The sequence below is a fragment of the Empedobacter sp. UBA1574 genome (assembly GCF_002322895.1).
In the GTDB taxonomy this organism is placed as follows: domain Bacteria; phylum Bacteroidota; class Bacteroidia; order Flavobacteriales; family Weeksellaceae; genus Empedobacter; species Empedobacter falsenii_B.
The window spans coordinates 23,002-37,010 of sequence record NZ_DCOI01000024.1 but is presented as its reverse complement, the minus strand read 5'-3'; the positions used below and the strand labels follow the sequence as shown (position 1 = coordinate 37,010).

The window sequence follows — 14,009 nt, the reverse complement described above, 5'->3', positions numbered from 1 at the left end:
TATTCTTTATTTTTTGCAAAGATACTGTTTACTTGTCTTTGTGGTAATGATAATGATCCTGAATCACCACTTGAATAAAATCAATATTTCCTAAACCATCACTTTTCACCTCCATTATTTCCTCCAGTTTTCGCGTTAATTTTAATAAAATATCATAATTATTATTGTTTAATGCAGACGTAAAATTTTCTTTTACAATATTAATATCACGATCAGACAGGCGATAAACTTCGGGAAAACGAATTTTATAGGTTTCAGAAACTTCAGCGAAAATAGTTTGTGATAAAGCTAATTTCGGATTCAAATCAATCAAACATGTATTCGCAACAATATCACCTAAACGTTGACCATTTTTATTTATAATCATCGTTATCAACGCGATAAGTCCAGTAAATAAAAACAATTCGACACTTCCAATTACCCAACGCAAGAAATAATCAAAATTATTGGCACGATTTCCGTCCATTCGTATTACACGAATTTTCATAATCCATTTTCCAATTGTTTGCCCTTTCATTAAAATCTCGAGAACCAACGGATAAAGTAAAAATATAAAACCTATTATACTATAAATTCCCATACGAAACCATTCGTCTCTATTCGGAATAAACTCAGAGAAATAATACATACCGTAGACTAATATGATTCGGATAATCATATCGATGATATACGCAAGCAAACGTTTTCCAAGTGGTGCAATATTATAAGCAATTTGCACGTTTTGAGGTGTATTGACTAAAAGTTTATTCATATATTTGGTTCACTAACAACTACTCTACAATGAGAGAAGCGCATTTTATTGATAAAAATAAGTCTAAATGGTCTGATATTGAACATAATTTGAAAAATAAAATTGATGTTCATCCAGATATTTTAGCAAAAAACTACATCGAAATTACAAATGATTTGGCGTTTGCTCAAACTTATTACCCAAAAAGTAAGACAAAAGATTATTTGAACGAGTTAGCTTTATTTGCGCATCAGTCAATTTACAAAGATCAACGAACTTCTGGGAATCAATTTGTGCAATTTTTCAAAGAAGATGTGCCAAATGTAGTCTACAAAAATCACAAAATGTTGTTGTATTCATTCTTAATTTTTGCCTTAGCGGTTTTAATTGGCGTTTTATCATCGCATTTCGATCCAGATTTTACACGATTAATTTTAGGAAATCAATATGTAGACGAAACGTTAATGAACATCAAAAAAGGTGATCCTGCAGCAATTTACAAATCAGGAAGTCAGACTGGCTCTACATTAGCTATAACCATCAACAATATTCGTGTTGCTTTTTTTGCTTTTACATTAGGATTATTTTTCAGTATTGGATCAGGATATATTCTATTTTCGAACGGAATTATGTTAGGTGCATTTCATTATATGTTTTTCAAAGAAGGCGTTTTGGGAAAGGCAATGTCAGCAATTTGGATGCATGGAACAATCGAAATTTCGGTGATTATTATTGCTGGAGCTTGCGGATTAATGCTTGGAAATGGCTTTATGTTTCCAAAAACTTTATCGCGAAAAAAATCACTCACAATCAAAGCAAAAGAAGCGGTAATGATTTTATTAAGCACTGTTCCAATGTTTATTATAGCTGGATTTATCGAAGGTTTTATTACGCGTTTATATGATGTTAATATTGTATTGAGTTTATTGGTAATAATCCTTTCATTAATCTTAATTATTTGGTATTACATCATTTATCCGATTCAAAAAAATAGACAAAAAACTTTTTCGTTCAATCAAACTTTAGAATCGAATGAAACAATTTAGACTATTTTTTACATTTACATTATTATTAATTCAATTCGTTGTTTTTGCACAAGAAAAAACAGCAGAATTTAAAGCATTCAAAGAAAAATATGCTGGAAAAGAATTTGATTATAATGATGTTCCAAAACCTAAAAAAGAATTCGAACCTGGCTTTTTCTCAAAAATAATCGAAGGTATTTTTAGATTTCTCTCTTATTTACCTTGGGAAATCATTTTCTATTTTGTAATTGGATTATTCTTAATTTTTCTTGCCACACGTATTTACAAAAATGGTGGAATTCTTAAACGAAATTCGAAAAAATTATATGACGAATCTGATTTTGATTTTATCGAAGAAAATTTAGCCGAAGTTAATTTGAATTCATTAATCAATAAAGCAGAAACAGAACAAAATTTTGCTTTAGCAATTCGTTATTTGCATTATCAAAATCTACAAAATTTAGATAAAAAAGGTTGGATTGAATGGGATCCGAAGAAAACAAATCAACAATTTATCAATCAAATAAAAGACGAAAAATCAAAGATTTTATTCAATCAAAATACTAAAATTTTCAATCAAGTTTGGTTTGGAGAATTTAAAATTGATGAAAATAAATACCACGAATTCAAGACAAATTTCAATCAGTTTAACCAATATTTAGCCTCATGAAAAAGAAATTAGGTATTCTATTAGGCGCTATTTTATTGATCGGAATTTTTATATTTTCTTTCTCAAAACTTCGTTATAAGCTTCCTAAATCATGGAATGTAAGCCTTTATCAAAATAGTAAAGATCCGTACGGATTATTTATTATGCACGAAGAACTTGGGAAGTTATCTAATGGGAAAATGAAAGATTTGGAAAAACTTTCTGAATTAAAAATTGATCCTAAAAAAGCAAAAGATTATGCAGTTGTTGTGCTCGGTTCTGAAATTTATTTTGATACAGTTTCTAAAAATTTATTGAGCAAAATTGCCGAAAATGGTGGAATTGTGATGATTGCAGATTATTATGACAATTTTGGTGATGACACAAATGGAAAAGAAGATATTAACGAAGAAACGTATTCTACAGATACGCCAACAACTGATTCTACGGAATCTGAAGAGAATATCTTGTACAATCAGACAATAAATATTAATGATAATTTTGAACTTAGAACAAATAAATTGTTCAAAATAAAGAAGAAAAAAGAAATCGAACATCACTATTTTAGCGATATCACAAATGATTCTGAAATTTTTGGAACAATTACTTATAAAGATAAGGCTTACCCAAATTATTTAAAAATCAAACCAAAAAATTATAAAGGTTATTATTTATATCACGCAGAACCGCTTTATTTTACCAATTATTATTTGTTAAATGAGGACAGTTATTTCTATGCTAAATCAGTTTTAGAACCACTGAAAGGGAAAACTATTTTTTGGTACAATACCTCGAAAACTTATGCAGGAAGTTCATCAATGATGCGTTTCATAATGAGCGAACCAGCTCTAAAAGCTGCTTGGATTACGTTATTGGTTTTACTTTTCTTCTTTTTAATTTTTAGAAGCAAACGCGAACAACGCATCATTCCAATTTATACCAAAGAAGAAAATCATACCGTCGAATTTGCTAAGACAATTTCCTCTTTATACCAAGAAAATGGCGAAGTAAAAGACATTGTTTCAAAGAAAATCGATTATTTTTTATACAAATTGAGAAAAACATTTTTAATCGAAACAGACGATATTACAAACAAACAATTCATTGAAATTGTTGCACAAAAAGCAAATTTGAGCCAAGAAGAATGTCTTGAAAAATTCACGATTCTGAAAAATATTTATCAAAAAAATCAACCAAATGAACACGATTTGAAAATTGTGTATCAAATCATCGAAAACTATAAACAAAAAGCAAATATCTAATGAGCGAAAATACATATCAACCATTCGAAAATAGAGTCGATTTTTCGGATGTACAACATAAAATGCAAACTGTAAAAAATGAATTGAAAAAGGTAATTGTCGGACAAGATGATATTATCGATCAATTAATTTTGGCTTTGCTTTCTAACGGACATTCTCTGATAGAAGGTTTGCCTGGAGTTGCCAAAACAATGATGGCAAAATTGTTGGCAAAAACGATAGATTCTGGTTTTAGTAGAATTCAGTTTACGCCAGATTTAATGCCTTCTGATGTGATTGGAACGTCTATTTTAAATTCTAAAATCAATGAATTTGAGTTCAAAAAAGGACCAATTTTTTCGAATATTATTTTAATTGATGAGATTAACCGTTCGCCTGCAAAAACTCAAGCGGCTTTATTCGAATCGATGTCAGAAAAACAAGTGACGGTTGATGGAACAACTTATCCTTTACAAGCTCCTTTTCTAGTTTTTGCAACTCAAAATCCAATCGAGCAAGAAGGAACGTATCGCTTACCAGAAGCACAATTGGATCGTTTTATGTTTAAGATTTATGTCAAATATCCTTCGTTAGAAAGTGAAATTGAATTATTGAAAGAACAACAAGAACGCAAAAATATTGACAAAGAAACGTTGGTAGAAAAAGTAATTTCAGGAAATGAAATTATTGAGTTCCAAGATCGCATAAAATCAGTTTTCGTACACGAAGCGTTGATTACGTATATTGCGACAATTGTTCATCAAACCAGAATCGATCAAACCTTGTATATGGGTGCATCGCCACGTGCTTCTATCGCGATTTTAGATGCTGCAAAATCAAATGCAGCGGTGAATGGACGCGATTTTGTGATTCCAGAAGATATCAAGCAAATTGCGCATACAATTTTGGGACACCGCGTTGTGATGGTTCCTGAAAAAGAGATGGAAGGTTTTACAACACAACATATTATTCAGCAAATTATTGATCGCGTAGAAATTCCTCGTTAATGAAATTTTTCAGAAGCTTATTTCTTACCAATCGCTTTTTTTATGCGGGATTATTCATTGCATTTTGTTATGTGATTGCATTTTTTCTATCTCCTATTTACATTATTGCAAAGATTTTGACACTTGTCTTTATCGTCAGTGTTATTGTCGAAATATTTTTGGTTTATATTCCTAAAACTTCCATTGAAGTTCTTCGAAATTATCCAGAACGACTTTCAAATGGTGATGAAAATGAATTGGAACTTTTCGTAACAAATCATTATCAATTCCCTCTAAATGTAAGGATTATAGAAGAGTTTCCTGTTCAATTACAATTAAGAGATTTTCAGTTTAGAAAACGATTTAAAAGTAGTCAAAATACTAAATTTGATTTCAAAATTCGACCAACAGAACGAGGTTCATATAAATTTGGATTAACAAATGTATTTATTTCTGTTTTTGGATTGATTGAGAAAAAGATCAAAATAAACGAACCAATTTCGATTGCTTGTTATCCTTCTTATTTGCAATTAAAACAGTTTCAATTATATTCTACCGCTCAGTTACAGAATCAATTTGGAATGAAAAGGATTCGAAAAATTGGAACAAATACAGAATTTGAAAATATAAAAAATTATACGATTGGTGACGAATATCGTTTAATCAATTGGAAAGCAACGGCAAAAGCAAATCGACTGATGGTCAATCAATTTCAGGAAGAAAAATCGCAGCCTGTTTATTCGTTAATTGACTTAGGGAGAACGATGCGAATGCCTTTTGATGGTTTAAAATTGTTGGATTATTCAATCAATTCTAGCTTAGTTGTCGCAAATATTTCACTTCAAAAAAATGAAAAAGCAGGTTTAATAACATTTAATAAAAGAATTCAAGATCACGTTGTTGCGGATAGAAAAAATCATCAAATGCAATTGATTTTGGAGAAATTATACAATGTACAAACTGATTTTTTGGAAAGTGATTTTGGACAATTGTATGCCTATATCAAACGAAAATTAACGCAACGATCGCTTTTATTTATTTATACCAATTTTGAAACAATTGATGGTTTGGAACGTCAATTACCATATCTGAAATTGATTAAAAAATCGCATGTTGTCGTTTTGATTCTATTTAAAAATTCGGAATTGAAAAAACTTAATCATCAGAAAGCAAAGACTACTACTGATATTTACGATCAAACAATTGCCGAAAAGTTTAATTACGACAAAGAATTAATCATAAATCGTTTGCATCAATTCGGGATTTTAACGATTTACTGCGAACCACAAGAATTGTCTATTAACTTAATCAATAAATATTTAGAGATAAAAGCGCGAGGTTTGTTTTAAAAAAAGTTTTTTTAACCATTTTTTTAGAAAAATAAGCACAATTATTGCTTAAAGTTGGTCAATTTAATCTGAACAACCATGAAAAAACTATTACAGATCTTTTGTTTAATTTTAACAACAAGTCTTTTTGCACAAACAAATTTTATCGAAAATAAAACACTTTCTACAAAGCGCGTAATCCTTTTGGACGCTGGACATGGAGGAACAGATACTGGCGTAAAAAAAGATGAATTTCAGGAAAAAGATATTGCGCTGAAAATTGCAGAAATTATTCAAGAAAAAAATCCTTTTACAGATATTGATTTTGTATTATTGAGAAAAGGTGACGAACAAATTATCAATACAAGTCGTGCGAAAATGATTAATGAAATAAAACCTGATTTGGTTTTATCAATTCACGCAAATTATAATGTAAAAGATTCGAAAAAAGGAACAGAAATTCACCTTTCTCCATTGAATCCTACTTTCGAAGAATGTAAAATACTTGGCGAAAAAATTGGAACAAGTATAAGTTCTTTAGGTTTTGAAAACTTAGGAATTGTTGAAACAAATTCGAAAATATTACGAGATTCACAAGTTCCAATTATTATGATTGAAATCGGTTATTTGACAAATGACGATGACCGAAAAATATTAACAAACGAAAGTAATTACCCTAAAATAGCAGATAAAATTTTTGAAGCATTGAAGAATTAGACATAAAAAAATCTCAGAGTATTTTGCTCTGAGATTTTTTGTTTTTTCTCTATTTTCCATCCAATTCTTGTTCTTGATGAAAGGCAATTTGACCAAAATCATCTTGTATATTTTGATAATAAACTTTTGCTTGTAAATAATCTTTGAATCCATAACTTAACTCGAAATTATACACAAAAGCTGGTTGCATAAAAGGATTTCCTTCTGTGTAAGAAATAGGATTACTATACCATTTATTTGGATTTAATTCCCAAAAAGCTGGTCGTTGAATTCTTCGCCCAAAATTAAAATTGAACGAATGATCTTCTGTTGACTGATATTGAATATAAAACTTTGAAAAGCTCTTTTCATAAAAATCAATTAGCAGAAAAAATTGTACAATTTTTAGAAAATTATCAATCAATATAAAACGAAAAAAAGGACTTCAATTGAAGTCCTTTTCTATATTTATTTGCAAATTGTATTAATCACAATTTCCGTCTACATCACAAGAAGCACCATTTTGTGGTTGGTCCAAATGATCTTTTTCGTAAGCTTGTGTCAAAGCAGAAACGAAATACTCGACTGGTTGAGCACCAGAAAGTGCATATTTACGGTCAATTACGAAAAACGGAACGCCAGAAACACCAATATTACGCGCATCTAAAATATCCGAAGCAACTTCAAAAACATTTGCATCAGAATTTAGCATTTCAAGAACTTCGGTTTTGTTCAAACCAATTTCTTCTCCCAATTCAGCCAAAACTTCATAATCAGCTACATTTTTACCTTCTGTAAAATACGCTTTAAAAAGTCTTTCTTCTGCTTCCGAACCTTTTCCATTCGCTTGCGCAAAATGAATCAATCGGTGAGCATCACCCGTATTGACAACTTTAGAATTTTGTTGTTGAAAATCAATTCCAACAACTTTTCCCATTTCAGCCAATTGATTATTCATTGCCGAAACTTGTTCTTCCGAAATTCCTTTTGTTTTGATTAAATAATCATTGACAGAAGTAATTTCAGTTTTTGATAAATCAGGATTTAACTGAAAACTTTTCCATTCAACCTGTATTTTATCTTGATAAGGAATTTGCGTTAAAGCTTGTTCAAAATGTTTTTTTCCGATATAACAGAACGGACACATTACATCCGACCAGATTTCAATTTTCATTATAGAAATTTTTGGTGTAAAAGTTTGTAAAAATACGCTTTTTATTTGAATGGATTCGGTTATTTTTCGGTTAATTTTATCTTGAAAAATTATTAACAAAATCTTGAAAAATAATCGTGCTAAATTGAGTTTTAAATTTGTTTAAGACAAGGTTTAAATTACCTTTGCAGTGAACCAAGAAAAGATGATTAGTTTCATTTTTATTCCAAATCAAATAACGAACAAACAATATGTCAACACACGTAGTAGTCGGTCTTCAATGGGGTGACGAGGGAAAAGGAAAAATTACAGATGTATTAGCCGAAAAATCGGATTATGTTGTACGCTACCAAGGTGGTAACAACGCTGGTCATACGGTATATGTAGGCGATGATAAATTTGTCTTACACTTATTACCTTCTGGAGTTTTACAATGCAAAGGAAAATGTATTATTGCGAATGGTGTCGTAGTAAATCCTGAAGCTTTTTTTGCAGAAACTGAACAATTAGAAGCAAAAGGTTTATCTACAGATCACGTTTTTATCTCGAGAAGAGCGCATATCATCATGCCTTATCACATTTTGTTAGACGAATATCGTGAAGAATTTGCAGGAAAAGATAGTCAAATTGGTACAACAAAACGCGGAATTGGTCCTTGTTATGAGGATAAAGTAGCGCGCGTTGGTATTCGTGCAATTGATTTATTAAATCCTGAAGTTTTAGCAGAAAAAATCAAAGAAAATTTAGTGGTTAAAAATGCTTTATTCGAAAAATTATTCAATAAAGAACCATTAAAATTCGAAGACATTTACGAAAAATATTTAGCTTATGGTGAGCGTTTGAAAGAACGTATCTTAGATTCTGAGTTAGAAATTAACCACGCAATTGACGAAGGTAAAAATGTATTATTCGAAGGTGCTCAAGCATTAATGTTAGACATCGATTTTGGTACATATCCATTCGTTACATCATCTTCTCCAACAACAGGTGGAGTTTGTGTTGGTGCTGGAGTTCCTCCTACAAAATTGAAAAATTTGATTGGAGTTTCGAAAGCATATTGTACACGCGTTGGTAACGGTCCTTTCCCAACAGAATTGGACAACGAATTAGGAGAACAAATTCGTCAAGTTGGTCACGAATTCGGAGCGTCGACAGGTCGTCCACGCCGCACAGGTTGGTTAGATTTAGTTGCATTGAAACACGCTTGTATGATTAATGGAATTACACATTTAGTAATTACTAAATTAGATGTAATGTCGAATATTGATACAGTAAAAGTTTGTACAGGTTACAAAACAGAAGACGGAAAAATCATTGATTATTTCACTTCTTCTACAACTAAATTAGCTGATTACGAAGCGCAATACGACGAATTACCAGGATGGAAAGAAGATATTACAAACGTAAAATCTTTTGATGAGTTACCGCAAACAGCGCAAGATTACATTCACTACATTGAGAAATACTTAGGAATCGAAGTTTATTTAGTTTCGGTTGGACCAGAGCGTTCTCAAAACATTATTAGAACAACTTTATTTTAATAAATTAAATAGTATAGCCTGACTTTTGTTGGGCTATAACTTTATGAGATATTTTTATGAACGAAATTTTAGAACGATTAAAACAATTGAATTTAGGTATAGATTCTATCGTCCCGATGAAAGGTGGTGATATTAACGATGCTTTTCGATTAGAATCGTTTGATAAAAAATATTTTTTAAAGGTAAATTCCGCAAACAACTTTCCTCATCTTTTCAAGAAAGAAGCACGTGCTTTAGAAGCCATCAAAAAGACCAAAACATTTTCGGTTCCGAAAGTGGTAAATGTTGGCGAAGCTGGAAAAGATTTTCAATATTTATTATTAGAATGGATGGAAACCTCTACTCCAACTGTTGTAAATTGGGAAAACTTAGGAAAAAATTTAGCAAAACTTCATCAAAATACAAGTAAACAATTTGGTTGGTCAGAAGATAATTACATTGCAATTGTCGTTCAGCCGAATAGTTTAACAGATTCTTGGAGCGAATTTTATGCAAAAAATCGCATCATGCCAATGATGAAACTATTGCAAAACAAACAATTAATCAATTCAAAACAAATAAAATCTGCAGAGAGTTTATGTAAACAATTGAATTCGATATTTCCAGAAGAAAAACCTGCTTTATTGCATGGAGATTTTTGGAATGGAAATATTTTAGCCAACAAAAAAGGCGAATTCTCGGTTATAGATCCTGCAATTTATTATGGTCATCGCGAAATGGATTTGGCTATTGCAAAGCTTTTTGGAGGATTTGATGATGTATTTTTTGATGCCTATCACGAAAATAATCCTTTAGCACCAAATTTCGAAGAGCGTTTACCAATTGCACAATTATTTCCATTGCTGATACACGCTTACCTTTTCGAAGGTTATTATGTGAAAGATGTGCAAACCATTTTGAAAAAATTTTAAAAAACAAAACAAACAAATACAATGAACAAGTATCAAAATCCTTTAGAATCGAGATATTGTAGCGACGAAATGCTATATATCTTTTCTCCTGAGAAAAAATTTACAACATGGAGACAGCTTTGGATTGCTTTGGCAGAAATTGAAAAGGAACTTGGATTAGATATTACAGACGAACAAATTCAAGAATTAAAAAATAATGCAACTAATATTGATTATGATGTTGCTGCGGCTTACGAAAAGAAATTTCGTCACGATGTAATGGCTCACGTGCATACGTACGGAGATGTTGCACCAAGCGCAAAAGCAATTATTCATTTAGGCGCTACTTCGGCTTTTGTTGGCGATAACACAGATTTGATTCAGATTCGTGATGGATTTCAACATGTAAAAGGACAATTAATCAATGTGATTGATGGTTTAGCAAAATTTGCGCGTCAATACAAAGATTTACCAACTTTAGGATTTACGCATTTCCAACCAGCACAATTAACAACCGTTGGAAAACGTGCAACACTTTGGTTACAATCTGTTTTATTAGATTTAGAAGAATTAGAATTCAGAATAGATACGTTACGTTTTCGCGGTGTAAAAGGAACAACTGGAACAGCGGCTTCTTTCAAAGAATTATTTGATGGAGATTACCAAAAAGTAAAAACATTAGACAAAAAATTATCTGAACGTTTCGGATTCAAAAATGTTTTTGCAGTTTCAGGACAAACTTACGATCGTAAAATTGATGCTCAAGCATTAGAATTATTATCAAACATTGCACAATCTGCACATAAATTTACAAACGACTTGCGTTTATTACAAAATTTAAAAGAGATTGAAGAACCTTTCGAAAAAAATCAAATTGGATCTTCTGCAATGGCATACAAACGCAATCCTATGCGTTCAGAGCGTATCGCCTCTTTAGCGAAATACGTGATGTCCTTAGCAACTTCTCCTGCAATGGTTGCTTCAACTCAATGGTTCGAAAGAACGTTGGACGATTCGGCTAACAAACGCTTAGCAGTACCTCAAGCATTTTTAGCGATTGATGCAATTTTAATCATTTGGAACAATATTTTAGATGGTTTAGTCGTTTATCCTAAAATCATCGAGAAGCATATCGCGGAAGAATTACCATTTATGGCAACCGAATATATCATTATGGAAGGTGTTAAAAATGGTGGAGATCGTCAAGAATTACACGAAATTATCCGTACACATTCTATGGAAGCTGCAAAACAAGTGAAAATGGAAGGAAAATCTAACGATTTAATTGAACGTATCATTGCCGATGAAAATGTAAAAATTGACAAAGAGAAATTAGTCGAATTATTAGATCCGAAAAACTTTACAGGATTTGCTTCTGAACAAACAGAAGAATTCTTAAAAGATTTGGTTGATCCAATTATCGAAGAAAATAAAACACTTTTAGGCGCTCATACAGACCTTAAAGTGTAAACACGCTTAAGACAAACACATGAAACAAAAAAAAGACTTCCAAATTGGAAGTCTTTTTTTAATTTTAACCTTTAATCAATTATAACCAATGAGAAAATTCTTTCTGTTTTTTGCACTTATTTGTTCTTTTCACGTAGTTGGACAAATCAAATATATCACGAACAAAGAATTTACTGTACAAGGAAAAGCCTTTGATAATACACCTTTTTACCATAGAATCGATACCAACAAATACGCAAATCTTCCTGAAAAAGTAAAAGGTTTATTTACTGCTCCCGCTGGATTATATGTTACATTCAAATCGAATACTTCACAAATAAAACTGGATTGGACAACTCGTTCTACTTATTTGGGCGCGAATACAACTGGAATTATGGCGCGTGGGTTGGATTTGTATATCAAAGAAAACGGAAAGTGGATTTTTGCAGGTGCGGCTTTACCAAATCAGCAAAATATCAAAAGTGAATTGATATCGTCAAGAATTTATCAAAGACAGAAAAGGAATTCATACTTTATTTGCCACTTTGGAACGAAATTACAGATTTAAAAATAGGAATTGATGCTTCCGCTAATTTTATCAATCAACCGATTGCGTATAAAAAGAAAATCGTGGTTTATGGTTCAAGCATTGTGCAAGGTGCTTCGGCAAGTCGTCCTGGAATGAATTATCCTTCTATTTTAACACGAAAAACAGGCTATGAATTCATTAATCTTGATTTGAGTGGAAGTGCAAAAATTGAAATTGAATTGGCTGAAATGATCAAAGATATTCAAGGGGTTGATTTGTTTATCTTGGATTGTGTTCCAAATAGTTCACCCGAAGAGATCAAAAGTAGAACAATTCCGTTCGTCAAATTACTCCGAAAATATCATCCAAAAACACCAATCTTGATGGTAGAAAGCTTGATTCGACCAATGAGTAAATTTGATTTAATCGCTCACGAAGATATGACAAGACAAAATCAAACCTATCGAGCCCAATACGATGCGTTGATAAAAGAAGGCATAAAAGATTTGTATTTATTGAAAGGTGATAATTTAATTGGTTCGGATAACGAAGGTTCTACAGACGGAATTCATCCAAATGATTTAGGTTTTAGCAGATTATCAGAGGCCATTGAGAAAAAAGTAAATGAAATTTTGAGTAAGAAATAGATTAATACTTTATACCAACTTTTCTCAAAATAAAACCTAACAACCAAATAGGACCAACCAACAAAAATTGTAAATCTTTGAGAAAACTTGGCTTCTTCCCTTATATTTTGTGTCCAACGAATTGTAAAATCCACGTGATAATAAATACTACCAAATAAACTAACCAAGATTTTGTACCGAATTGCACATTGCACAACGAAATAAAATATTCCATAATCAACATTAGAAAAATCATAATGAAACCAACGACAACCGATAATCTAAAATAAAATATTGAAACAATAACCAATGCAATGATTGAAGCTATACTGATATAACCAAAGTTCTGAACATACAAATGCGGCGCTGGAATGTAGGATATAAAACCAAGAATCGTCCAAAAGATTAAAGGAACACAAATCCAATGAATAGTTTTGTTTGTTCCATTTTGATGACTTTCTCCATATTCACTAAAAAGTTGTTCTATTTTTCTCATATTGGATGATTTTAACTTAAATATAGGTTGAATTTGTTTGATTATTAAACTTTAAAACCAAAATTATAGTTGTAAATTTGAATATAACTTGAAATATCTTACAAAATCCAATTAATGTTTACAAAAATTATAAATGTATTTGCAATACTATTTGGTATCACACTCTTTACCCTACTAACTTATATTTTTTATAATCAAGCTTCTAAAGATTTATCTAAATATTCGCAAGTTGAAGGTATAATAACAAATAAAGGTATTATAAATTCAAACAAAAATTCTAAAATATTCTTTTTAAAACTTTCTAATTATCCTCAAAATCTCGCAGTATACAAAATGACTAAAAATTATTCAGAGCTTGATAATAATATTAGTCACGGTGACAAAGTAAAAGTATATTTTTCACCTTCAAATTCTAATAAAAATAACTTGGATATAGTTCAAATAGAGAAAGAAAATAAAATTTTATTAAGTTATAATACGCACAAAACCACCTACTATTTTTTAACCGGAATAACTACAATCGCTACATTATGTATCATTTTAATGACAGTTTATTATATAAAAAGAAATAAAATTGAGAATCCTATACCACCTATTTTCTAAATAAAACAAATTCAATATTAAAACATTAGCAATAGTTACCAAAATTTGGTAACTTTATTTTATTAAA

Annotated in this window: 15 protein-coding genes and 1 pseudogene; 12 read left to right on the top strand and 4 right to left on the bottom strand. The window is 30.8% G+C overall.

The features are described from left to right. Positions 1–28 precede the first annotated feature (28 nt). Positions 29–751: an RDD family protein gene (locus B3578_RS07015; RefSeq protein ID WP_219034686.1), complete on the bottom strand. Its 723-nt coding sequence runs from the start codon at positions 749–751 to the stop codon at positions 29–31. 29 nt (positions 752–780) lie between these two features. On the opposite strand from B3578_RS07015, the gene B3578_RS07010 reads away from it, so the two are divergent. The 6 genes from B3578_RS07010 (at position 781) to B3578_RS06985 (ending at position 6,676) form a co-directional block, all read left to right on the top strand. Beyond that, positions 781–1,776 (top strand): stage II sporulation protein M, encoded by a 996-nt coding sequence (locus tag B3578_RS07010; RefSeq protein WP_219034685.1) that lies wholly within the window; start codon positions 781–783, stop codon positions 1,774–1,776. Then, complete coding sequence (locus B3578_RS07005) at positions 1,763–2,425, top strand: hypothetical protein (protein ID WP_280036848.1); 663 nt, start codon at positions 1,763–1,765, stop codon at positions 2,423–2,425. Before B3578_RS07010 ends, B3578_RS07005 begins: the two co-directional genes overlap by 14 nt. Then, positions 2,422–3,666, top strand: coding sequence for a hypothetical protein (locus tag B3578_RS07000; protein WP_286495855.1), 1,245 nt, complete (start codon positions 2,422–2,424; stop codon positions 3,664–3,666). The genes B3578_RS07005 and B3578_RS07000 overlap by 4 nt, the downstream gene beginning before the upstream one ends. Next, a complete protein-coding gene (locus B3578_RS06995; RefSeq protein WP_286495856.1) occupies positions 3,666–4,652 on the top strand; it encodes an AAA family ATPase in 987 nt (328 codons plus the stop codon). The genes B3578_RS07000 and B3578_RS06995 overlap by 1 nt, the downstream gene beginning before the upstream one ends. Then, positions 4,652–5,980, top strand: a complete 1,329-nt coding sequence (locus B3578_RS06990; protein ID WP_219034682.1) for a DUF58 domain-containing protein — start codon at positions 4,652–4,654, stop codon at positions 5,978–5,980. Before B3578_RS06995 ends, B3578_RS06990 begins: the two co-directional genes overlap by 1 nt. Positions 5,981–6,058: 78 nt before the next feature. Continuing rightward, the gene (locus tag B3578_RS06985; RefSeq protein WP_125349084.1) at positions 6,059–6,676 is read left to right on the top strand and encodes an N-acetylmuramoyl-L-alanine amidase; all 618 of its coding nucleotides are present in this window, start codon (positions 6,059–6,061) and stop codon (positions 6,674–6,676) included. 49 nt (positions 6,677–6,725) lie between these two features. Here the strand turns inward: B3578_RS06985 and B3578_RS06980 are convergent, their stop codons facing one another. Further along, complete coding sequence (locus B3578_RS06980; protein WP_185144102.1) at positions 6,726–7,079, bottom strand: TonB-dependent receptor domain-containing protein; 354 nt, start codon at positions 7,077–7,079, stop codon at positions 6,726–6,728. A gap of 60 nt (positions 7,080–7,139) precedes the next feature. After that, a complete protein-coding gene (locus B3578_RS06975) occupies positions 7,140–7,829 on the bottom strand; it encodes a DsbA family oxidoreductase (protein ID WP_286495857.1) in 690 nt (229 codons plus the stop codon). Between the two features lie 230 nt (positions 7,830–8,059). Between B3578_RS06975 and B3578_RS06970 the strand changes: the two genes are divergently transcribed. The 5 genes and pseudogenes from B3578_RS06970 to B3578_RS06950 all read left to right on the top strand — a co-directional run bounded on the left by B3578_RS06970 (position 8,060) and on the right by B3578_RS06950 (position 12,864). Continuing rightward, entirely contained in the window at positions 8,060–9,349 is a 1,290-nt protein-coding gene (locus B3578_RS06970; protein WP_219034680.1) for an adenylosuccinate synthase, read from the top strand. Between the two features lie 56 nt (positions 9,350–9,405). After that, entirely contained in the window at positions 9,406–10,260 is an 855-nt protein-coding gene (locus tag B3578_RS06965) for a fructosamine kinase family protein (RefSeq protein WP_291047529.1), read from the top strand. A gap of 21 nt (positions 10,261–10,281) precedes the next feature. Further along, complete coding sequence (gene purB / locus B3578_RS06960; protein ID WP_125349080.1) at positions 10,282–11,709, top strand: adenylosuccinate lyase; 1,428 nt, start codon at positions 10,282–10,284, stop codon at positions 11,707–11,709. An 88-nt stretch (positions 11,710–11,797) separates the two neighbouring features. After that, positions 11,798–12,225 (top strand): annotated as a pseudogene (locus B3578_RS06955) (SGNH/GDSL hydrolase N-terminal domain-containing protein); the annotation flags it as partial. After that, positions 12,226–12,864 (top strand): SGNH/GDSL hydrolase family protein, encoded by a 639-nt coding sequence (locus B3578_RS06950; RefSeq protein ID WP_286495860.1) that lies wholly within the window; start codon positions 12,226–12,228, stop codon positions 12,862–12,864. Positions 12,865–12,964: 100 nt separating this feature from the next. On the opposite strand, the gene B3578_RS06945 is transcribed toward B3578_RS06950, so the two are convergent. Continuing rightward, positions 12,965–13,339 (bottom strand): DUF962 domain-containing protein, encoded by a 375-nt coding sequence (locus tag B3578_RS06945; protein ID WP_286495861.1) that lies wholly within the window; start codon positions 13,337–13,339, stop codon positions 12,965–12,967. A gap of 114 nt (positions 13,340–13,453) precedes the next feature. Between B3578_RS06945 and B3578_RS06940 the strand changes: the two genes are divergently transcribed. Further along, positions 13,454–13,942 (top strand): hypothetical protein, encoded by a 489-nt coding sequence (locus B3578_RS06940; protein ID WP_286495862.1) that lies wholly within the window; start codon positions 13,454–13,456, stop codon positions 13,940–13,942. The last annotated feature ends 67 nt before the right edge of the window (positions 13,943–14,009 follow it).